General features: G+C 68.6%; 22 protein-coding genes. 7 read left to right on the top strand and 15 right to left on the bottom strand.

The features are described 5' to 3' along the window. Nucleotides 1–32: 32 nt before the first annotated feature. Genes MUH00_RS02230 through MUH00_RS02220 form a run of 3 tightly spaced genes read right to left on the bottom strand, consistent with a single transcriptional unit; the run spans nucleotide 33 to nucleotide 2,075 of the window. Nucleotides 33–737: an energy-coupling factor transporter transmembrane component T family protein gene (locus MUH00_RS02230; RefSeq protein WP_247002146.1), complete on the bottom strand. Its 705-nt coding sequence runs from the start codon at nucleotides 735–737 to the stop codon at nucleotides 33–35. A gap of 2 nt (nucleotides 738–739) precedes the next feature. Beyond that, nucleotides 740–1,459 (bottom strand): energy-coupling factor ABC transporter ATP-binding protein, encoded by a 720-nt coding sequence (locus MUH00_RS02225; RefSeq protein WP_247002145.1) that lies wholly within the window; start codon nucleotides 1,457–1,459, stop codon nucleotides 740–742. A 28-nt stretch (nucleotides 1,460–1,487) separates the two neighbouring features. Next, complete coding sequence (locus tag MUH00_RS02220) at nucleotides 1,488–2,075, bottom strand: biotin transporter BioY (protein WP_247002144.1); 588 nt, start codon at nucleotides 2,073–2,075, stop codon at nucleotides 1,488–1,490. A 457-nt stretch (nucleotides 2,076–2,532) separates the two neighbouring features. On the opposite strand from MUH00_RS02220, the gene MUH00_RS02215 reads away from it, so the two are divergent. After that, complete coding sequence (locus MUH00_RS02215) at nucleotides 2,533–6,069, top strand: DUF7282 domain-containing protein (RefSeq protein WP_247002143.1); 3,537 nt, start codon at nucleotides 2,533–2,535, stop codon at nucleotides 6,067–6,069. 44 nt (nucleotides 6,070–6,113) lie between these two features. On the opposite strand, the gene MUH00_RS02210 is transcribed toward MUH00_RS02215, so the two are convergent. After that, on the bottom strand, nucleotides 6,114–6,404 hold the full coding sequence (locus MUH00_RS02210; RefSeq protein WP_247002142.1) for a DUF7545 family protein: 291 nt from the start codon (nucleotides 6,402–6,404) through the stop codon (nucleotides 6,114–6,116). A gap of 111 nt (nucleotides 6,405–6,515) precedes the next feature. On the opposite strand from MUH00_RS02210, the gene MUH00_RS02205 reads away from it, so the two are divergent. After that, the gene (locus tag MUH00_RS02205; protein WP_247002141.1) at nucleotides 6,516–6,659 is read left to right on the top strand and encodes a DUF7557 family protein; all 144 of its coding nucleotides are present in this window, start codon (nucleotides 6,516–6,518) and stop codon (nucleotides 6,657–6,659) included. Nucleotides 6,660–6,715: 56 nt separating this feature from the next. Here MUH00_RS02205 and MUH00_RS02200 read toward each other — a convergent pair whose 3' ends face one another. From MUH00_RS02200 to MUH00_RS02175, 6 genes are all read right to left on the bottom strand, one after another. Next, on the bottom strand, nucleotides 6,716–7,186 hold the full coding sequence (locus tag MUH00_RS02200) for a DUF5799 family protein (RefSeq protein WP_247002140.1): 471 nt from the start codon (nucleotides 7,184–7,186) through the stop codon (nucleotides 6,716–6,718). An 88-nt stretch (nucleotides 7,187–7,274) separates the two neighbouring features. After that, entirely contained in the window at nucleotides 7,275–7,775 is a 501-nt protein-coding gene (locus tag MUH00_RS02195; RefSeq protein ID WP_247002139.1) for a gamma carbonic anhydrase family protein, read from the bottom strand. Between the two features lie 273 nt (nucleotides 7,776–8,048). Then, the gene (locus MUH00_RS02190; protein ID WP_247002138.1) at nucleotides 8,049–8,327 is read right to left on the bottom strand and encodes a DUF3006 domain-containing protein; all 279 of its coding nucleotides are present in this window, start codon (nucleotides 8,325–8,327) and stop codon (nucleotides 8,049–8,051) included. Continuing rightward, a complete protein-coding gene (locus MUH00_RS02185) occupies nucleotides 8,324–9,451 on the bottom strand; it encodes a ComEC/Rec2 family competence protein (protein ID WP_247002137.1) in 1,128 nt (375 codons plus the stop codon). Before MUH00_RS02185 ends, MUH00_RS02190 begins: the two co-directional genes overlap by 4 nt. Before the next feature lie 140 nt (nucleotides 9,452–9,591). Then, a complete protein-coding gene (locus tag MUH00_RS02180) occupies nucleotides 9,592–9,987 on the bottom strand; it encodes an OsmC family protein (RefSeq protein WP_247002136.1) in 396 nt (131 codons plus the stop codon). Between the two features lie 174 nt (nucleotides 9,988–10,161). After that, nucleotides 10,162–10,944 carry an MBL fold metallo-hydrolase gene (locus tag MUH00_RS02175; protein WP_247002135.1) on the bottom strand — a complete coding sequence of 261 codons (783 nt, stop codon included), beginning with the start codon at nucleotides 10,942–10,944 and terminating at the stop codon, nucleotides 10,162–10,164. A 374-nt stretch (nucleotides 10,945–11,318) separates the two neighbouring features. Between MUH00_RS02175 and MUH00_RS02170 the strand changes: the two genes are divergently transcribed. The 3 genes from MUH00_RS02170 to MUH00_RS02160 all read left to right on the top strand — a co-directional run bounded on the left by MUH00_RS02170 (nucleotide 11,319) and on the right by MUH00_RS02160 (nucleotide 14,481). Then, complete coding sequence (locus MUH00_RS02170; RefSeq protein ID WP_247002134.1) at nucleotides 11,319–11,582, top strand: hypothetical protein; 264 nt, start codon at nucleotides 11,319–11,321, stop codon at nucleotides 11,580–11,582. Nucleotides 11,583–11,677: 95 nt separating this feature from the next. Further along, nucleotides 11,678–13,828, top strand: coding sequence for a DHH family phosphoesterase (locus MUH00_RS02165; RefSeq protein ID WP_247002133.1), 2,151 nt, complete (start codon nucleotides 11,678–11,680; stop codon nucleotides 13,826–13,828). 140 nt (nucleotides 13,829–13,968) lie between these two features. Further along, nucleotides 13,969–14,481, top strand: a complete 513-nt coding sequence (locus MUH00_RS02160) for an SHOCT domain-containing protein (RefSeq protein ID WP_247002132.1) — start codon at nucleotides 13,969–13,971, stop codon at nucleotides 14,479–14,481. 47 nt (nucleotides 14,482–14,528) lie between these two features. On the opposite strand, the gene MUH00_RS02155 is transcribed toward MUH00_RS02160, so the two are convergent. Continuing rightward, nucleotides 14,529–15,371: a helix-turn-helix transcriptional regulator gene (locus tag MUH00_RS02155; RefSeq protein ID WP_247002131.1), complete on the bottom strand. Its 843-nt coding sequence runs from the start codon at nucleotides 15,369–15,371 to the stop codon at nucleotides 14,529–14,531. A 145-nt stretch (nucleotides 15,372–15,516) separates the two neighbouring features. Here MUH00_RS02155 and MUH00_RS02150 point away from each other — a divergent pair, with 145 nt between their 5' ends. Continuing rightward, nucleotides 15,517–16,647: an SAM-dependent methyltransferase gene (locus MUH00_RS02150; RefSeq protein ID WP_247002130.1), complete on the top strand. Its 1,131-nt coding sequence runs from the start codon at nucleotides 15,517–15,519 to the stop codon at nucleotides 16,645–16,647. Continuing rightward, nucleotides 16,644–17,972 carry an MFS transporter gene (locus MUH00_RS02145; RefSeq protein ID WP_247002129.1) on the top strand — a complete coding sequence of 443 codons (1,329 nt, stop codon included), beginning with the start codon at nucleotides 16,644–16,646 and terminating at the stop codon, nucleotides 17,970–17,972. Before MUH00_RS02150 ends, MUH00_RS02145 begins: the two co-directional genes overlap by 4 nt. An 8-nt stretch (nucleotides 17,973–17,980) precedes the next feature. On the opposite strand, the gene mnhG is transcribed toward MUH00_RS02145, so the two are convergent. The 4 genes from mnhG to MUH00_RS02125 are packed head-to-tail and all read right to left on the bottom strand — an operon-like array spanning nucleotide 17,981 to nucleotide 21,034. Then, complete coding sequence (gene mnhG / locus MUH00_RS02140; RefSeq protein ID WP_247002128.1) at nucleotides 17,981–18,355, bottom strand: monovalent cation/H(+) antiporter subunit G; 375 nt, start codon at nucleotides 18,353–18,355, stop codon at nucleotides 17,981–17,983. Continuing rightward, nucleotides 18,356–18,643: an MrpF/PhaF family protein gene (locus MUH00_RS02135; RefSeq protein ID WP_247002127.1), complete on the bottom strand. Its 288-nt coding sequence runs from the start codon at nucleotides 18,641–18,643 to the stop codon at nucleotides 18,356–18,358. Beyond that, nucleotides 18,636–19,328 carry a Na+/H+ antiporter subunit E gene (locus tag MUH00_RS02130; RefSeq protein WP_247002126.1) on the bottom strand — a complete coding sequence of 231 codons (693 nt, stop codon included), beginning with the start codon at nucleotides 19,326–19,328 and terminating at the stop codon, nucleotides 18,636–18,638. Before MUH00_RS02130 ends, MUH00_RS02135 begins: the two co-directional genes overlap by 8 nt. Beyond that, nucleotides 19,325–21,034 (bottom strand): complex I subunit 5 family protein, encoded by a 1,710-nt coding sequence (locus MUH00_RS02125; protein WP_247004051.1) that lies wholly within the window; start codon nucleotides 21,032–21,034, stop codon nucleotides 19,325–19,327. The genes MUH00_RS02130 and MUH00_RS02125 overlap by 4 nt, the downstream gene beginning before the upstream one ends. Nucleotides 21,035–21,042: the final 8 nt, after the last annotated feature.

The raw sequence follows: 21,042 nt of genomic DNA, 5'->3' as shown, positions 1-21,042 counted from the left end.
CGCGTGGCCCGCGGGTGACTGTTTCCGATGATTCACAGCAGCGCGGACAGCGCGAGTGCGATCCCGAGCGCGACCGCGAGGTAATCGAGCGGACCGAACCACAGTGCCGGGAGGGTCGGGTTCCACGCGAAACACCGCGCCTGCAGCGCGAGCGCGAGCCGATCGGCGCGATCGAACGCTCGCGAGAGCCCGATCGCGCCGATCGTTCCGGCCCGATCGACGGCGCTTCGCTCGGTTCCGAGCCGCGCGGCCATCGCATCTCGGATCGTCCGGAAGTCGGCCCGGAGAACGGGGAGGAATCGGAAGACGAGCGCGACGCCGACGCCGAGGACCTGGCCGGGCTTGCCGGGGATCGTCCGCTGAATCGCGGCGCGGGAGTCGCGAACCGGCGTCGATCGCACGTAGGCGGCGCTGACGAGTAACACCAGCAGAACGCGATACCCGGCGCGGGCGGACGCGAGGCCGGCGTCGACGTCGATCCACGGCGAGCCGAGCGTCGCAGCCGAGAGCAGCGGCGCGATCGCGACGACGACGAGCGCGAACCGGTACGCGACGAGCGTCCGCCACACCGGCAGCCGCGCGGCCGCGAGGAAGACCGCGGCCACGGCGGAGAGGGCGACCAGCGCCCGCGGAGACGTGTGCGCCAGCGCGGTCGCGGCGAACCCGATCTGGACCGCGAGCTTTGATCGGGGGTCGAGGCGGTGAGCGATCGTCTCGTCGTGCTCGTACGCTATCATCGTCACTCGGGAGGACGGCGGGCGCGGGGAATCCGAACCGAAAGGTCGCCGAGCCGATCGAGCGCCGCGGCCGGCGGGTCGTCGACCGCGACGCGGCCGTCCCGCATGGCGATCACCCGATCGGCGAGCGGGAGGACGTCGCGGAGATCGTGGGTCGCGAGCAGGATCCCGGTACCGTCGGCCGAGAGCGCTTCGAGTCGGTCGAGCACCGACCGTCGAGCCGGTTCGTCGAGGCCGGTGAACGGTTCGTCGAGGACGAGGTGGGCCGGCTCCATCGCGAGCGCGCCGGCGATCGCGACGCGGGACTGCTCGCCGCCCGAGAGCCCGTCGATTCGATCCGTCTCGCGGCCGGTCATCTCGACCGCGTCGAGCGCCGACGCGACCCGGCGATCGATCTCCGCGCGCGGGAGGCCGAGGTTCTCCGGGCCGAAGGCCACGTCGGCGCCGACAGCCGCCGCGACGAACTGATCGCGGGGGTGCTGGAAGACCATTCCGACGCTCGATCGGGCGCCGACGAGGTCGTCTCGAACGGGCGTCCCGTCGACGCGGACCGTCCCCGAATCGGGTTCGAGGAGGCCGTTGCAGTGGCGGAGCAGCGTCGTCTTGCCGGAGCCGTTCGCGCCGGCGAGCAGGACGAACTCGCCGTCCTCGATCGAGAGCGAGACGTCGTCGAGGACGGTGACGCCGTCGAACGCGAAGGTGACGGACTCGAACTCGATCATTCCGACGTGACGATCGTGAGCCGCGCGTTCATGGCGGCGTGATCCGCACGCTTCGAACGATGGCGATCGCGGCGACCAGTTTGAGGAGATCGGCCGGGACGAAGGGGATCGCGACGGCCAGGGCCGCCTCGACGACGCTCAGGTGCGCGAGCCAAGCGTACCAGGCCGTTCCGCCCGCGTAAATCAGGACGAGCCCGGCGAACAAACTCCCCGCGACGATCGGAACCGGAACGGCGGCCGGATCTCGGGGCGAGAGCCGCCGGTGGACCAAAAAGCCGATCACCAGCGCGGCGATCGGGAACGACCAGAGGAAGCCCGCGGTCGGCTCCGAGAGCAGCACGCCGGGACCGCCGGTGAGGCCGGAAAACACCGGCGCGCCCACCGCGCCGGCGGCGAGGTAGAGCACCATCGAGATCGCTCCCCAGAGGGGACCGAGATACAGCCCGGCGAGGAAGACGACGAGGACCTGTAACGTTATACTGGCGGCCGGAGAGAGCGGGTACGGGATCGTTACGACGACGGCGGCGCCCATCAGCGCCGCGAGAAGCGCGGCCCGCGCGATCGATTTGACGGTCTCGCCGCCCACCAAGTCGACCTCGGATCGTTCGGTTTCCATGCTCTCGCTTCTCCCGTTCGGGCAGTTCAACACTTCGGTTTCCGGGCCGAACGCCGGTCTCCGCACCGATCCGGTTCTGTCCGGCGATCGCGCTCGGCGCGACCGAAACAGACGGCTACCTGTCGCCGGGGATGACGGTGTCGACGGGACGGCGGCGGGAGCCGGTCCTCGCCGAAATCGACCCCTATACCGAGGTTTTCGTCCTTCGCGACGGGGCGTTCTCGGCCATAATGGTCGATTTGTGTCCGCCGACCAACCGAAACGGACGGGCGGCTTATGCTCGCGTTCCGCGGCGCACTGCGGGAGGAATGGGATCGATTAGCACGAGCGGCGAATCCGGGGGGAACCGACCGACGATATCCAGAGGGCGATCGCGGCGTCGCGCGGGACGATGCCGGCGGGCCAAGACGTCGAGTTCTCGATCGAATCGCGTCATCGCCGCCGGGGAGCCCGTCGAATGAGATCGACGAGCGCCGCGGCGACGGTCGTCATCGTCGCCGCACTGGTGACGAGCGTCGTCGCCCTGCCGCTTCTCGGCGGCGGGTTCGGGGGGACCGACGGGGTGACGGCGGCCGACGACGGGGAGGCACAACAGACTGTCGCGCCCACGCCCGGAGCCGAGTTCGATCTGGTCGACATGGACGCGACGAGCGCGGCGACGGGAACCGCTGCGCTCCAGCAGGACCAGGAGGCGGCGATCGAAGAGGGCGTCGAGGAGGGCGTCGAACTCGTCCAGTCGCAGGGCGTCGAGGTGACCCAGGAGCAGCGCGCGGCGGCGATCGAGGGGGCGCTCGAGTCGGTCGCCCAGCACCAGGAGGCCTCCGTCGAACAGGTTCAGCAGGCGACCGCAGGGGCGGTTCACGGCGCGTTGATCCAGGAACAGCGCGTGGAAGCCGAACAGGTGCAGTACGCGGTCGGCGGGGCGACCGACGGTGCGCTCTCCCAGCATCAGACGGTCGAGGCCGAACAGATGCAGAGCGCGACGTGGGGCGCGACCCACGGCGCGATCGCGCAGATCGAACAGACCCAGCGCGTCGAGGTCGAACAGATACAGGTCGCGACCCGCGGAGCGGCGGCGGGAGCCGCGAGCGAGGCCGGCGCCAGGGACGTCCGGCAACAGCCGAAGATCCAGGAGGCGGCGCAGGGAGCGGCCTACGGCGTGATCGAGCAGTACCAGAAGATCACGGTCGAGCAGCGCCAGCGGGTCTCCCTGGAGCACGTGCAACACGCGGCCGCCGGCGCGTCCGCCGGCGCGCTCGAGGGGAGTACCAGGGCCGCCCTCGAGCAGGAGCAGCGCGTCGAGGTCGAGCAGTACCAGCGGGTGACGATCAAGCAGATACAGAAGGCGGCCATGGGCGCGGCCGCCGGCGCGATCGTCCAGGAGCAGGAGGTCTCGGTCGAGCAGACGCAGGCCGCCGCGCGCGGTGCCGGAGCCGGGCCGCTGAAGCAGATCCAGCGGGTTCGCGTCGAGCAGATCCAGCGGATCTCGATCACGCAGATCCAGGAAGCCTGCTTCGGCGCGGCGAAGGGGTCGATCTCCCAGAGTCAGGAGGCCTCCGTCGAGCAGATCCAGGCCGCGGCCGACGGCGCGTCCCAGGGGGTCGTCCAACAACAGCTGGTGTCGATCGCACAGGTCCAGTCCGCCGCGGTCGGCGCCGCGGAAGGCGCGACCGTGGCGGCGATCCAGCAGCAGATCGTCGAGGTCGAACAGATCCAGGCCGCGGCCTTCGGCGCGGGCCAGGGGACAGTGATCCAGACGCAGGTCCTCGACGTCACGCAGGTGCAGAACCTCGCCCAGGGGGCCGCCGCCGGCGTGCTCGTCCAGCACCAGGAGGTGACGATCGAACAGCTCCAGATCGCCGCGATCGGGGCGTGTCAGGAGACTGCGCGGTCGGTCCAGTACCAGCGCATCAGCGTCACGCAACTCCAGCAGCTGAGCCAGGAAACGGCCTCCGATACGGCGGCCTTCGCCGCCGAGGAGGGGACGGACGATCCGAGTCAGATCCAGCAATTCGCCGCACGAGACGCCGAAGAGGGAGTCGAAGAGATCGACGAAATCGAAGGAACCGCGTCGACGAGCGTCGTGGACCAGGAGAGCGACGGCGATCGCGTCGTCGTCGACGCCGTCAACCTCTCGGAGGGCGGCTTCGTCGCCGTCTACGACGGCACCGATCTCGACCCTGAGTCCGTCCTCGGCGTCTCGGATTACCTCGACCCCGGCGAGCACGAGGGCGTCGAGATCGAACTCGACGAACCGATCGAATCGGATCAGCCGATCGTCGCGGCCGCCCACACCGACACGAACGGCGACCGGGAGTTCGACTACGCCGACAGCGACGGCGAGGACGATCCGCCGTACGTGGCTCCGGGTGGCGCGCCGGTGCTCGACACGGCCCTCCTCGAAGTCGACGGCGCCGACGACGCGAACGAGACGATCGACGACGAACCGATCGGAAACGAGACGGACGAGAACGAGACGGACGAGAACGAGACGGACGAGAACGAGACCGCCGAGACCGACACCGTCGAGGCGACGCTCTCGGTCGCGGATCAGGAGGGGACCGGCGAGAACCTGACGATCGACGACGCGAACGCGTCCGTCGAGTACGCGATCGCCGCCGAATACGACGGCGAGCGGACCGAGAGCGAGTTCTTCGAGGAGAACGAGGCGGTCGAGAACGAGACGATCGATCTCGAGCCGCCGATCGAAGAGAACGCGACGGTCGACGTCTCGCTCGTCGATTCCGACGGCGTCGAACTCGAGAACGAAACCATCGAGTACGCGATCAGAAACGAAACGGCCGGAAACGAAACGACCGAAGACGTAACCGACGGCGACGAACCGATCGGAAACGAGACTGACGACAACGAAACCGCCGACCCGTTTCAGGTCGAGTCCCTCGACTGTTCGAACGCGGCGGTGTCCGGGACGTTCGAGGAGGGTGACGTGATCGGCGTCACGACCGCGTTCTACGAGTCTGGCGCCGACGGCCCCGTCGAGGAGGAGTACGAGATCACCGTCGGCGAGGACGTCGCGGCGCCGTTCGACGGGACGATCGCCTACGAACCCGGCGACGAGTTTAGCGTCACCGAGACGGAAGACGGCGCGACCGTGACGCTTCCGGACGGCGACTTCGGCGTCGCGATCGTCGGCTTCACCTCTCCCGAGGCGGCGCCCGGCGAGGTCGACTACCCCAACCCGGACGAGCAGGAGTGTCTCCTCGAGGTTCGGCCGGAACTCCCGTCGATAGCCGTCGCCGACGCGGTCCCGATCGAGGGCGATCCGTCGGGCGCGATCGAGGTGACCTTCGAGTACGAGAACCCGAACGACGCCGCGATGCTCGTCGAAAGCGCGTTCGTCGAGGGAACGACCCCGAACGAGCCGGTCGAGAACCTCGAACCCGGAACGGACACGTTTACCGTCGAATGGACGCCCGACGACGACGCCGAGCGCCTCGTCTGGGAGGTCGATCCGACCGCGTACGATTACGAGGAGGTGCTCGTCGCAGAGACCGATACCGCCGGCGAGATCGATCCGACCGAGCCCGCCGAGTTCGCCGTCGAGATCCTCGGGACGAACGATCCCGTCGAGCAGGGGGAACCGCTCGAAGTGGAAGCGGCCGTCGAGAACGTGGGCGGGGAGGAGGGGACGCAGGACGTCGAACTCGACGTCGGCGGCGTCATAACCGATTCGAGTTCGCTTTCGCTCGAACCGGGGGCGACCGAGACGGTCTCGTTCGCGGTCGAGACGACTGACGTTCCCCCCGGCCAGTACGCGGCCACGATCTCGAGCGAGGACGCCGACGCCGAGACGATCGTCGTGATCACCGAGCCGTCGGAGATCGACGGCGAGGACGGCGCTCCGTCCGACGGGCCGCCGGACGACGAACCGCCCGAGGATGATCCGTTCGATGACGTGCCGCCGGACAACGAATCACCCGATAACGATCCGTTCGACGAGCCCTTCGGTGCGCTCTGGTTCCGCGGCGCGTAGGCCTCACTTCGGCGTCTCGTCCCCCGCGGATCCAGTGCCCCCGATCAGTGCTGGTGGCCGGTCGCTTCGCCGAAGGTGACGCCGAAGCGTTCTTCGAACAGGTCCATCACGCGGGACTCCTGGGCTTCCAGGTCGTCGTCCCCCGCCTCGCCGTGGTGGACGAGGTGGTGCGCGCGGCTGGCGAACGACAGCAGCAGGACGTCCGCGACGGTTTCGGCGCCGTTCTGGTCGCCCTCGGCGACGAGTTCGACGAGTCCGGTCGGAACCGTTACGTCGTCGGTCGAGCCGTCGTCGGCCGTGATCGAGAAGGTCGTCGTGTCAACTTCGTCTGTCATACCTCTACGGTCGGGAACCGTACCTAAAGGTGCTGTGGCTTGCGGCGGCCGTTCCCGGGGCCGTCTCGTGCGCCCCGTGCGTTTTTGCCCTCCGGCGGTGAAGCCGAGGACATGCCGTCCGTCGAACTCGAGGAGGAGACGATCGAGCGGTTGGATGCACTGCGCGTCGACGACGAGTCCTACGACGAACTCGTCAACGAACTCATCAACATCTACGAGAGCAGCGAGTTCACGCTGTTTCACGCCGGCGACTGAGAAGCTGCGCCCAGAGCCCTACTCGACCGATTCTCCCGTGTCGCGGTCGAGTCCGGTTAGCGTTCGCCGTCGGCCGCGACCTCGCGCACCGACTCCCACCGACCGTTCGATTCCAGGTGCGATTGTAGCCGATCGGCGTACTCCTGGGTGAGTTGCTCGGCCGCTTCGCGCTGTTCGGCGTGGGAGTCGCCGCCACCGCCGCCGAGTCCGAGTGCGCCCTTGACCGAGTCGAAGAATCCGCCCGAGGCGCCCGAACTCGATCCGCCGGATCCGGCCTGGCCTCCCATCGCGCCCATCTGCGACTGGATGTTGTCGAGTTCCGGGAGGATCTGGTCGACTTTCTCGGTGTTGGCGACGATTCGCGCCCGATCGGGATCGTCCGCGTGTTCGATCTCGAACTCGGTGGCGGTCATGATCAGGCTCCACTGCTGGTTCGAAAACTTCGAACTCGCGATCCGCGAAGTGAACTCCCGATCGACGGTCATTCGGGCGCCGACGATCCGGTCTGTCCACGAATTGTCGCTCATGCCCGCCGATTGGAACGGTACCTGTATCAGGGTTTCCCTCGTCGCGGTCGGGGCGAACGCCCGCTCGTGGATCGACGATCGTCCCCGATCAGTCGAGTCGCTCCGACGTCTCCCGGTATCGTGCCGAGAGGTCGACGTACCGATCGGCCGTCGCCGCGAGTCGCGGGTCGTCGACCTCGGCTTTCGGTTCGGCGGGCGCGCCGGCGACCAGCGTCGACCGGGGGACGTCCGTTCCCTCGGCGACGACGCTGCCGGCGGCGACGACGGCGCCCTCCCCGACGTGCGCACCGTCGAGGACGACCGCGTTCATCCCGACCAGCGCGCGCTCGGCGACGGTCGCGTCGTGGACGATCGCGCCGTGACCGACCGTCGCGTGTGGTTTCAGTTCGGCATCCTCGTGGAGGACGGCGTTGTCCTGGACGTTCGCTCCCTCGCCGACGACGATCGTCCCGTGATCGCCGCGGAGGGTCGCGTTCGGCCAGACGCTCGCGTCGGCCTCGATCCGGACGTCGCCGATGACGACCGCGGCCGCGTCGACGTACGCGGAGTCGGCGACCTGCGGTTCCGTTCCGTCGAAGGATCGTCGCATGGATCGTTGCTGTCCCGGAATCGCCTTGAACCCAGCGGGTTCCGTCGCCGCACGCGCCTCGTCCGCCGGTATCAAATCTAGTGACAATCACGGATACCAACACACCTTGGCATCAACCATATTATCCCGGAGGTGAAACCGCCGTGGTGCAGCGGGTGTTCGACGCGGTCGGTCGAGGAGAACCCGCTGAGCCGTCGATTCAGGCACCCCCGAATCGCAGACCGGATTCGGTTCCCCCTTCGTTCTCTCTCGGACGGAGCGTTCGATCAGCGGTCAGGAATCCTCGTCGGGCAGTCGGCGGGAGAGTCGATCGAATCGCTCCTGCGCCCGCTCTCGGCGACCGCGCTCTTCGTCGGGGCGATAGGTCAGCTCGCGGAGGACGCCGTCCTCGATCGAGACCGCGAACACCGCTCCCTCGTGCCGGCCGGCCTCGGGCAAGGCGGCGACGGAGACGGCGAGGTCGTCGACGGTCGTTCCCTCGGCTTCGAGGAGGAGCACCGCCGTCCGGCCGTCGACGATGCGATCGACGACCGCGGTATCGATTTCGCTCATGGTGTAAGCGGCCGAGCCCCAGGGATATCAATCGTCGGCCGGCCGGCCGACGGATCGGCGGCTCCGATCGTCGGGATCGCGGGCGCGGTCGACGGTGCGGCGATCGGATCGACTCGATCCCCGCTCGATCCGATTCGATCACGACCGGACTCGTCGCGTTTCGCTTCGAGCAGGGCGCGCGCGTCCGTCGGTGCATCTCGATCGGTCGTCACGGACGCGGTTTCGCCGTCCGTCGCGACGACGATGTCTCCGTGGACGCCGGTCCAGTAGGTCTCGACGCCTCGATCGGCGAACGACTCGAGCACCTCGTCGTGCGGGTGGCCGTACCGGGAGTCTGCCGCGCTCGAGACGATCGCGATCTCGGGATCGACGGCGGCGAGGAATCGATCGTGCGAGGACGTGGACGAACCGTGGTGACCCGCCTGATAGACGTCGGCCGCGAGGTCGTCCTCGCGGTCCCGAACGAGTCGCTGTTCCGCGTCGCGTCCGGCGTCGCCGGTCGTCAGGTACGCGAACTCGCCGAACGTGATCCGGAGCGCGACGCTAGCATCGTCGATATCGCCCCCGCGATCGGCTCCCTCCGCGGGCGGGTTCAACACGGCGGCGGTGACCGCCTCGTCCGCGATCGGCAGTTCGTCGCCGTCGGCGACCTCGAACAGCGCGACGTCGTGGGCCTCGATGGCGTCGAGGTAGCGCTCGTAGGTCGCGCTCGTGTGGGCGACCCCGGGGTCGTAGGCCGCGCCGACGCCGTCGCCGCGTTCTTCGAAGTGCTCGATGACGGCCGTGTGACCGCCGATGTGGTCGGCGTGGGCGTGGGTCGCGATCAGGTGGTCGATGCGATCGACGCCGCGGTCCTCCAGGGCGGCGATGACGGACTCGCCGTCGTCGCGCCAGTCGCCGGTATCGATCAGGACCGTCTCTCCGTCCGGGGTGGTCAGCAGCGTCGCGTCGGCCTGGCCGACGTCGATGTGGTGGATCTCCAGTTCGCCGTCCGGGGTGCTGCCGGGATCGTCGGGGTTCCGACGGTCGTCGTCGTCGGGGCCGATGCCCGCGTCGAATCCGGTGGTACAACCCGCGATCAGGAGCAGCCCAGCGACGGAGAGAACCGCCAGCCCTCGGCGCATACGCTGTCGAAGCCATCGGCGAATATGTGGGTTGTGACTGGTTCACAGGAGGTCGTCTCAGAATAAAACCGCGTAACTGATGGGCGATTCGGAACCGATCGCCGTCGTCCGGCGGCCGATCGCACCCTCTTGCGACGGTTCTACAAGGCGCCGCCGTCGATCGACATCTCCGCGTGCAGGTCCGGCTTCACCGCGTCGTGGACCTTACAGAGTTCGTTCGCTCGCTCGATGATCCGCTCGCCGGTTTCGTCGTCGAACTCGGCCTCGGCGCGGATGTCGAACGCGATCGATTCGAGTTTGTCGTCGTCGTTGAGTTCGCCCGTCGCGCCGATCTCGACGCGTCCGAGGTCGTCGACGCCGCGCTGCTGGCCGCCGACGCGCAGCGCCGGCACGTAGCAGGACGCGTACGCGGCGAGCAGCGCTTCGAGCGTGTCCGGCGCGTCCTCGCCGGTGGCGTCGATCGTCGTCTCGAAGTCGCGGATCTCGTTCGTCGAACTGAATCCCTCCTCGGAGATGGTGGTGACTTCCTTCGCCATAGCACTCGTGACGTCGACAGCCGTCGCTGTAAACGTTGCTCTCGAAACCGAGGCGATTCTAGCGGAGAACCGTGCTCAGATACAGGCACCGCCTCTCGGTCCCTCCAGCGCAGGACTAGATGCGAAAAACTCGAGGGTTCGTCCGCCGATCGACGCGAATCGTACGGGATATTCCTAGGCGTCGAGATCGTACGGCTCGTCGGCTTCCAACGTCACTACCTCGGCGTCGCTGCCGGTCGCGGCGACCTCGCGCTCGAAGTCCTCGGAGTCCTGCTCGATCGGCGGGAAGGTGTCGTAGTGCTGTGGGAACGCGTAGTCGACGTCGAGCCAGTCGACCGCGATGGCGGCCTGCTGGGGTCCCATGGTGAAGTGGTCGCCAATCGGGACGGCGGCCGCGTCGGGCTCGAGGTGGGGCCCGATGACGTCGCGCATCTCGGTCATCAGCGCGGTGTCGCCGGCGTGGTAGAACGTCGCCGAGTCTTCTCGCGGGCTCCGCCCGCTCGAACTGTCCGCGGAACTCCGTTCCGCGCCGTCCTCGTCGGCGACCTGCGTCGGCTTCGTATCGGAGACGACGAACCCCGCGGGAACGCCGGCGTCGACGTCGTACTCGGTCATGATTCCGTTCGTGTGATCGGCACGAACCATGGTGACGAACGCGTCGCCGCACTCGACGGTCCCGCCGAGGTTCATCCCCATGCCGCCGACGGCGTCCTCGAAGCCGAACTCCTCCTGGCAGTAGGAGACGAGTTCCGGCGTGGCGACCAGGGTCGCGTCCGAAAACTCGCCGGCGTGGGCGATGTGGTCGGCGTGGCCGTGGGTCAACAGCACGTAATCCGGCGCGTCGACGGCCGACGGCTCCAGGTCGGTCTTCGGATTGTCGAAGAACGGATCGATCAACAGGTCCGTCTCGCCGACGGTGACGTGCCACGTCGAGTGGCCGTGCCAGGTGACTTGCATAGCGTTCGAACCGTTGGGCGCAGGCGAACTTAAAAATGGGCGGGAGCCCGTCGAACGCCGGAATCCGGCGGCCGTCCGGCGATCGATCGCGCGGCGCGATCGGCTCGAACGATCACCAACGTTTATACGCCGCGTATCGCAACGATATCAAGCCGCACGCGGATCCTGACACACCACGCATGCGGTCGGTCGCGCACCCCGCGACCGGAAATAAGAGCGAGGCGTCGAGCAGGTCGGTCCGCCGCAGCGACCGTCTACTCGAACCTCCCGGTCGCTTGGCGATCGCGACGGAATCGGGGGGATCCGAGATTCCTCACGGTCGGCGCTCGCCGGCGATGCCACATCGTTTTTTACCCCGGGTTCGTACGACGACCATGCTCGCACTGACGCTCGATGAGTTCATGGTGGAGTTGAACGAGGGGTCGATCAAAAACGTCGGTCCGAAGAACAAGTCGGCGACGGTCAAACTGTTCGACGTCGAGTCGGCCGAAGCGCGCGAGTTCGGCGACAAACGCGTCAAACTCGTTTTCGCAGACGAGGACGACAACGAAATTCAGGTGTCGCTGTTCCCCGACGACGTCCGAAAACTCGTAGACGAGATCGAGGCGCTCGAGGAAGACTCCCCCGCGTTCGAGTAGCGTCAGTCGCCGTCGAATCCGGAGTGCCGATCGGTCGTTCGTTCTCGAGGACAATCCGACAACCGTTTTAGGGCGAAACTGCTTGGTCCGAGTAGATGGGTACCTGTATCATCTGCGGCACGCCCGTCGACGGCGAAATCTGCGGGAGTCACGAGGAGGACGTGGTGTTCGAATTCCACGGCTCTTCTCCCTCGCAGCTTACCCCCTCCCGGTACTACCGGGGGACCGTCGACGGTTATGCCGATTTCGGGGTCTTCGTCGACATCGGAGACCACGTTACTGGCCTGTTGCACAGAAGCGAACTCGACCAACGACTCGAAAGTCTCGACTGGGAGCCCGCCGACGACGTCTACGTCCAGGTGCTCGAGGTCCGGGACAACGGCAACGTCGATCTCGGCTGGTCGATCCGCCAGCGCGAACGCGAATTCCGCGGGAAACTGATCGACACGGGCGACGACGAGGTCCGTCCCGAAGCGTTCGAGGACGGCACCGAAGACGGGGCCGGAACCGGAACGGCGTCGGAACCGAACGACGCGCCCGCCGAGACGCACGAGGCAGGCGACCTTCAGGCGGCTGCCGACGACGCCGGAACGACCGGCCCGAACGCGTCCGACACCGTCTCGGGCGGCAGCGGCTCGGTCGCAACGGAGACCGCCGCCGCCTCGAAGCCTGCGGCCGACGACGCGACCGACGCCGAACCGGACGCCGAACCCGCGCTCAAGCGCACCACGATCGACGCGATCGGCAACCAGGTCGGCAGCGTCGTCCGCCTCGAGGGCGAGATCACGGGCGTTCGACAGACCTCCGGACCGACCGTCTTCGAACTGCGCGACGAGAGCGGTACCGTCGAGTGCGCCGCCTTCGAGGAGGCCGGCGTTCGCGCCTACCCGGCCGTCGAGGTCGACGACATCGTCGCCCTCGAGGGCGAGGTCGAACGCCACTACGGCGACCTGCAGATCGAAACCGAGTCGCTCGAGGTGCTCGACGGCGAGGACCGCGAAACCGTCGTCGACCGCCTCGAGAACGCGATCGAGCGCGAGGCCCGGCCGGCCGAGATCGAGTTGCTGGCCGACCACGACGCGGTGGGCGCCGTCGAGGACGACATCGCCGACGCCGCGACGACCATTCGGCGGGCCGTGATGGAAGCCCGTCCCGTCGTCGTCCGCCACGGCGCGACCGCCGACGGCTACGTCGCGGGCGCCGCGATCGAGCGCGCCGTCCTCCCGCTGATCCGGGAGAAGCACACCCGCGAGGACGCCGTGTACCACTACTTCGAGCGCCGGCCGCTCGACGGCCGCGTCTACGACATGGACGCCGCGACCAGCGACGTCACATCGATGCTCGAGGCCCGCGACCGTCACGGCGAACAGCTTCCGCTCGTCGTACTGGTCGACGCCGGCTCGACCGTCGAATCCGTCGACGGCTACGACCTGCTCTCGCTGTACGACGCCGAGTCGATCGTCATCGACGACAGCCGCGCCGACGAGGGAATCGTCGACGCGGTCTCCGCCGCCGTCGCCCCGTCGCTTGCCGACGTCGACGTCTCGGACGTCACGTCGACGGCTCTGGGGGCCAACGTCGCCGCGCACGTCAACGATGACGTCCGATCGGACCTCGAACACCTCCCCGCGGTCAGCTACTGGGAGGACGCGCCCGACGCGTACGTCGACCTCGCGACCGACGCGGGCTACGACGAGACGGCCGTCTCCGAACGCCGCGAAGCCGTCGCGCTCGAGGCCTACTACCAGTCCTACAAGGACAAGCGCGAACTCGTCATCGACCTGCTGTTCGGCGACGGTGAGGCCTCGCGGCCCCGAGACGGCGACCTCGCCGCCCACGTCTCCGAGCAGTTCCGGGCGAAACTCGAGACGGAACTCGAGACGGCCCGGGAGAACGCCACGGTCCGCGGCCGGGACGGCGTCACGGTCGCGCTGCTCGACACCGACGCCTTCACCCACCGGTACAACTTCCCGACGACGGTCCTGCTGCTCGACGAACTCCACCGGCGCGAACGCGATCGCGCCGAGCCCCCCGTCGTCACCCTCGGCGTCGGTGAGGACGAACTCCACGTCCGCACGACCGGCGCCGTGAACGTCCGCGACCTGGGCGAGTCGATCGCCGATCGCGTCCCCGACGCCGGCGTTCACGTCGTCGGCGGTGCGGACGGCCACGTCGAATTCCTGCCCGGCGAACGCGACGCAGTTCGTGAGGCCGCTATCGAGGCGCTCGTCGAAACGCTCGCGTAACACGCGCCCTTCTCCGTCGTCGATCCCTGATAAGCCACAGCACCCGCCGTCGCCTCTCGAGAGCCACGCCGTTTCGGCTCGTCCGACCCGCGATCGATCGAATGACAACACGTATTCGTTTCTAGCCGAATACAATCGGTATGGGAACGGCGGGATCGAACGATCGCAAACGCGACGATCCGCGGGCGCGGCTCCGCGAGAACGCGACCGGAATCGCGTCGATGCTCGTGACCGGGTTCTGGCTCGCGGCCATGTTCACCGGCCAGTCGTGGTGGCTCGCCGCGTTACTCGTGGGATACATCGTCGTCGTGCCGCTGGTCGCGCTGGTGTACGGCGACGAGGAGGATCGAAAGGAGTGGGTGGACGGGTGGACGAGCGATTCGAGTACCGACGCGGAGTCGAAGACCGACTCCGAGACGTCGATCGGAGCCGCCGCGGATTCGGAGAACGCCCGTGAGGCGCTCGAGACGCTTCGTGAACGGTACGCCGCGGGCGAACTGACGGACGAGCAGTTCGAGCGAAAACTCGAGCGACTGATCGAGACGGAGACGATCGAGGACGTCCAGGATCGCGCCCGGAATCGCGACGGGGAACGGGGAGCCGATCGCGATCGAAATTCGGATCGAAACCGCGACTACGAGTACGAACGCTGAAAGCGGGGTCGACGCGAGCTACCCGGCGGTTCGGCGCAGGTCGGTCGTCAGGCCGACACCGGCCTGGAATCGGCGCGGATCGAGTCGAACACGCGGGTCGCCCACTCGCGCGCGATCGCCGCGTCCGCGTCGACGAACACGCACATCGCCCCGGTTTCCTCGTCGTAGCCGCCGATCCCGACCCGATCGTCGAACAGCGCGAGGCCGTACGGGAGCGCGTCTCGAGCGCGGATGGTGACGGTTCCCTCGTCGATCGCCGCCTCGAGCGCGGCGTCGGAGTCGTTTCGGAGCGTCTCGACGGTGTCCGGGACGTAGACGAGTTCGACGGTGCGACCCGTAAAGAGCGGGTCGTCGGCCGCGTCGGCGCCGGGCGGAATCATGTGCGTCGTGTTGAACCCGCGGAACGTCTCGCTCTCGCGCAACAGCGACAGGAAGCGCTCGATCGGCGCGTACGGGTCGGCGGGCGTGGCGATCGTAACGGTCGCGTCGACGAACGGCTCGACCACGAACTCCTCGTGGTCCTCGCAGATGTACTCGAACAGCGGCTCGAGCCGGCGCGCCGTCCCCAGGTAGGTTTCGAACTTGCAGACGCCGTAGGCGATCGTCGCGCCGAACCCGGTCAACTGGTACCGGTTGTCGACGCGCTCGCCGTAGCCGTGTTCTTCGAGCCAGCGGACGAATCGGTGGCTGGTCGCCCGCGACACGTCCAGTCGCTCCTCGATCTCGCGCCGATCGAGCGGACCCGCGAGCAACGCCCGAAACAGCTCGCCGTGGCGGACGACGTCGAGCAGCTCTTCGGCGTCGGGAGCCGCGTCCGGGTCCCGGCGGTATCGGTCCCGTCCCAGGGAGAGTTCGTACTGGAACAGTTCGTCGAGGAGGTCCTGTGTCACGGCGCGCTCACCACGGCCCGGCGGACCGTTACTAGCCGTACACCGTTCGCCGGCTTAACCCTGTCTCACGCACTGAGACGGGTCTCAACACCGGATAATTCGCTCAGAAAATAAGTACAGGACGGCCGGCCGCCTGGGGTAAGCCATGGGAACGACGACCGATCCCGACCGAACCGACCGCGAACAAACCGACTCCGACCGAATCGACCCCGAACTGACCGAGGCGTTCGCCGACTCGATGCTCGAGCGAGCCGTCGGCGCGATGTCGCTGTTCGGAATCTCGATCGGCGATCGACTCGGCTACTACGACGCGCTGGCCGCGGCCGAGAGGCTCACCTCGGCCGAACTCGCGTCGACGACGGACACCCACGAGCGGTACGCGCGCGAGTGGCTCGAACACCAGACCGTCACCGGCGTCCTGACCGTCGAGAACCCGGACGCCGACGCGCCCGATCGGCGCTACGCGCTGCCGGAGAGTTACGCTCCCGTCCTCTGTGACGCCGAGAGTCTGTCGTACCTCGCGCCGCTCGCGAGCCTCCTCCCGACCGTCGCCGCGACGTTCGAGGACCTGCTCGAGGCGTTCAAAACCGGCGAGGGCGTCCCCTTCACGGCCTACGGCGACGCTTGCCACGAGGAGATCGCGGCGATGAACCGGCCCGCGTTCCTCGCCCAGCTCGGCCCGGAGTGGCTCGCGTCGATCCCCGACGTCGACGCGCGGCTCCGCGACGGCGGACGTGTCGCCGACATCGGCTGCGGCCACGGCTGGTCCGGGATCGGCGTCGCGGAACACTACCCCGAGGCGATCGTCGACGGCTACGACCTCGACGCCGCGTCGGTCGCGCGGGCGAACGAGAACGCCGCAGCCCGCGGCGTCGACGATCGGGTCACGGTCCACCACCGGGACGCGGGCGACCCGACGATCGAGGGCGACTACGACCTCGTGATGGCCCTCGAGTGCGTCCACGACGTCGCCGATCCGGTCAGCGTCCTCGAGACGATGGGGCGGCTGGCGGGCGACGACGGCGCCGTGCTGGTTGTCGACGAACGCGCGGGCGAGTCGTTCACGCCGGAAGGTAACGAGATCGAGCCGCTGATATACGGCTTCAGCGTGCTGCACTGTCTGCCGGTCGGCACGGCGGACGAACCCGCGACCGGCACCGGGACGGTGATGCGCCCGGACACGCTCTCGGAGTACGCGTCCGCAGCCGGATTCGATAGCGTCGAGGTGCTGCCGATCGAGAACCTCTTCTTCCGGTTCTACCGGCTCCACCGATGACCGCGAGCGCCCCCGAAGCCGACACTCCCTCCGACGCCGGCGCAACCCCGTCCACGCCCGACTCCGCAGGATCGCGCATCCCCTGGGGGTCGCCGACGGTCCGGGTCGTCCTGCTGAGCACGCTGCTGGCGCCGCTCGGGGTGCCGCTGGTCAGTCCGACGCTGCCCGTCGTCCGGGACGCGTTCGGCGTCTCCGACGCGACGGCTAGCCTGCTGATCAGCGCCTACTTCGTCGCAGGGATCGTCCTCTCGCCGTTCATCGGCGCGTTGGCCGATCGGCTCGGCCGGCGGCTCGTGCTCGGCACGAGCCTCGTCGTCTTCGGGCTCGCGGGCGGCGCGATCGTCTTCGCGCCCTCGTTCGCGGCGGTGCTGCTGGTCCGGGTCGTGCAGGGAACGGCCTCGGCGGGGATCTTCGTCGCGACGATCACGATCGTCGGCGAGACGTTCGAAGACACCCAGCGGAACGCGGTTCTGGGGGTCAACAACGCCGTGCTCTCCGTCGGCGCGGCGATTTTTCCCGTCGTCGGCGGCGCGCTCGTCGCGATCTCGTGGGACGCGCCGTACCTGCTGTACCTGCTCGCGATCCCGCTCGGGGCGGTCGCCTGGATCGTTCTGGACGAACCGGCGCGGTCCGACGCCGATCGGGACGCCGGGTCGACCGGCGGATCGACAGAGTCGACCGCGGACACCGACGGTTCCGTCACGCTCGACGCGGCCTACGTCCGGGGCGTGCTCGCGGCCGTCGGGACGACCGGCGTCGTGGCGATGTTCGTCGCGACGTTCGCCGCCGAACTGCTGCTGTTCGGGGCGATCCTGACAGCCGTGCCCTTCCTGCTGACCGCCTCGTACGGGCTCGCACCCGCGATCGTCGGCGGGATCCTGATGCTGGCCGAGGGCGTCTCGGTTGTCGTCTCCGCCGCGAACGGCCGCTTCGCGAGTCGCTTCTCGAATCCGACCATCGTCGCGACTGGCTTCGGCTGTCTGGCCGCCGGGCTGGCGATCGCGTGGCTCGCGCCGACGGTCGGCGGGATCACGGCGGGTTGTGCGATCATCGGCGCCGGAGTCGGCCTCGTGTTGCCCTCCGTCGACGCGGAGGTGAGCGACCTGGTCGCGAGTCGGTACCTGGCCGGCGCCCTGAGCCTCCGGAACAGTACGACGTTCCTCGGGCGAACGCTGGGTCCCGTCGCCTTCGCGGCGATCGCCGCGACGACGGGCTACGCGCCGCTGCTGCTCGCCAGCGCGGTCGCGGCGCTCGCCGTCGCCGGACTCGTCGCGGGATCGGGGTTCGTCGGCGCCCGCGACCCGATCGTCCCGCGACGCGCCTGATCGCCGCCTCACTCGTCTTCGGGCGCCTCGGCGGACTCCGCGGTGTCCCGCCGATCTCGCGCCAGCGCCGACGCGTCCGGCCAGGTGACGCTGCCGAGGAACGGGATGCCGATCCGCTCGGCCGATCGGGCGATCATGTGCGCGCCCGTCGGCACCGTCAGGAACAGAAAGAGGATGCCGACGAGCGCGGTCAGCCCCTCGCTGCCGGGGCCGAAGCGGACGAAGCCGGCGAGGAAGATCGCCGCCGTCCCGAGGGTCGTGGGCTTGCTCGTCGCGTGCATCCGGTTGTAGACGTTCGGCAGGCGGAGCAGGCCGATCGTGCCGACGGTCAGGAAGAAGACGCCGACGGCGATCAGCGCGACTTCGAGCCAGGCGTGCAGCACCTATATCACCTCTCCCTCGATGACGAACTTCGCGACCGCGACCGTGGCGATGAAGCCGATGATCGCGAGCACCAAACTGACGGTGACGAAGAGGCCGCGATCGGTCTGCAGGGCGTACAGGGTGGCGATCGCGACCACGTTCGTCGCGATGGCGTCGAGCGCCACGACCCGATCGGGGTTCGTCGGCCCCCGGATGACGCGGTAGCTACAGAGCACGCAGAGGGCGCTGACCAGTATCAGCGCCGCGCCGATCGTCGTTTCGAGAACCACCGGAGTCGCCTCACTCATCGTCGATACCTCGCCGTTCGGGCTCTCGACTCTTCGTTCTGTCTCCGTCGCGCGCGGCCCCGAGCTCTCCGCCGTCCGATTCGCCGTCGCTCCCGGCGGACTCCCGTCCGCCGCGCACCGCGTCGTGCTCCCCCCCGGAGACGACGATCTCCCGCGCCGGATCGCCGGGCGATCGCTCCTCGTCGAACACGGAGAGCGCGTAGTCCTCCCACGTCCGGATCGGGGCGACGATCGCCTCGGGGTCGCGGCCGTCGACCGCGTGGACGTACAGCGCGTTCGTCTCCTCGTCGTAGTCGAGCGTGACGGTTCCGGGCGTGATGGTGATGCTGTTGGCGATCGTCGTGATCGCGAGGTCGGTCTCGACCCGCAGCGGGACGAGGATCACCTCGGGTTCGATCGGCATGCCGGGCGAGAGCACTCGGTAGGCAACGTCGACGTTCGCCCGGACGATCTCCCATGAGAACGCCGCGAGGTAGAGGCCGACGTAGGGGAGCGCGCGAACGCCGCGGGAGAGATCGACCCGCTTGGCGTAGAGCCGGCGGAAGACGAACGCGACCGGCAGGCCGACGGCGAGGCCGAAGAGGAACTGGCCGACCAGCGCCGCCGGTTCGAGCGCGACGCCGCGGACGAAGATCCACAGGACGGCGAAACCGACGCCGGCGACGGGCCAGGCGCGCCACTTCACGCGTGTTCACCCCCGTTCCCAGTCGCACCCTCGAGCGCGCAATCTTCGGTCATCTCGCCCGGTTCGCAGGGGTCGACGGCCTCGACGTACCCGTCGGAATCGAGCGCGGCCTCCGCCGCCGCGTCGGCGAACTCGTAGACGGGTTCGAAGCCCACGCCGACGGCGACGATCGCCGCCGCGAGCGCGACCAGGACGGCGACCTGGACGGGATCGACCGCCGCCTCCTCGACCGCCTCCGTCCGCGCGCCCCAGAAACTCCGGTTCCAGGTTCGGGTCGCGTAGGCGATCGTCAGCAGCGAGCCGACGAGCAGGAGGACGAGCGCCGAGGACGCCTCCGCTTCGACCGCAGCGTCGAAGACGAGGAACTTGCCGAAGAAACCCGAAAGCGGCGGAATGCCGACCAGGGCGAGCGAGCCGACGAAGACGGCGATCGCCAGCGGCGGCGATCGGCCGGCGAGTCCGCCCAGGTCGTCGAAGCGACTCGTTCCGGTCGCCGATCTGACGGTGCCGACCGAGAGGAAGAGCAGCCCCTTCGCAAGCGAGTGGTTGAGCGCGTAGACGAGCGCGGCGAGGATCGCGGCCTGTCGGAGCTCCGAACTCGTCGTCGTCGCCGCGATCGCGACCGGCAGCGCGATGAAGCCGACCTGGCCGATGCTCGAGTAGGCGAACACGCCCTCCAACGACGACCGCCCGACGGCGCCGATACCGCCGACGAGGATGCTCGCGGCGGCCATGACGAACAGGGCGGCGCCGACGAGGACCAGCGGCGAGTCGCCCGCGACGCCGAGTTCGGTTCCCGGGACCGTCAGATCGACGCCGATCTGCGCGCCCGCGAAGACGGTGAAGGAGAGGCGGATGATCGCGTAGATACCGACCTTCTTCGTCGCGCCCGCGAGCAGCGCGGTGATCTGCGGCGGCGCGGCCCGGTAGGCAGTCGGAATCCAGAACTGGAAGGGGACGAGTCCGGCCTTGATCGCGAACACCGACAGGAGCAGTGCCAGCAGGCCGACGACCGGCGTCGGGTCGATCCCGTACGCCGCCGGCGCCGCGAGTCGGCGGGCGAGGTCGGCCATATTGAGCGTGCCGGTCGTCGCGTAGATGCCGCCGACGCCGAGCAGGAAGATCGCGCTGGCCAGCAGGTTGAGCGCCACGTACCAGAACGCAGCCCGCGTGTGCTGCGGACCGCCGTAGTAAGCCACGAAGATGTAACTGGCCATCAGCATCACCTCGAACCAGACGAACAGATTGAACAGGTCCCCGGTGAGAAACGCGCCGGTGACGCCCAGCGCCAGGAAGTGAAACAACGGGAAGTAGTAGCTGCGCCGATCGAGTTCGGGCAGCACTCGAACCGAGAAGACCAGCGACGCGATCCCGATGACGGCGACCATCGTCAGCATGAACGCCGACAGGCCGTCGACGACGAGCGTGATGCCGAACGGCGCCGGCAGGTCCCCGACCTGGTAGGTCGCGACTCCCGGCGCGTTCGGCGCGAGGACGACGTACCAGTCGATCGCCGCGACGGCGAGGGCGTAACCGACGCCGCCTGCGAGGCTGACGATCGCTCGCGCCCGCGGCCGATCGCCGACGAGCAAGGTTCCGACCGCGACGACGAGGACGATCAGCATCGGCGCGATGACGAGCGATTCCGTGGCCGGGCCGGCCGGTTGCGCGGCGATCGCGGCGTCCGACGGTACCGTCGCCGCCATCGTCGCGT

It is taken from the genome of Halosolutus gelatinilyticus (assembly GCF_023028105.1).
Classification (GTDB): Archaea; Halobacteriota; Halobacteria; order Halobacteriales; family Natrialbaceae; genus Halosolutus; species Halosolutus gelatinilyticus.
The sequence above is the reverse complement of the archived record's forward strand: the minus strand, read 5'-3'. Positions and strand labels throughout refer to the sequence as shown.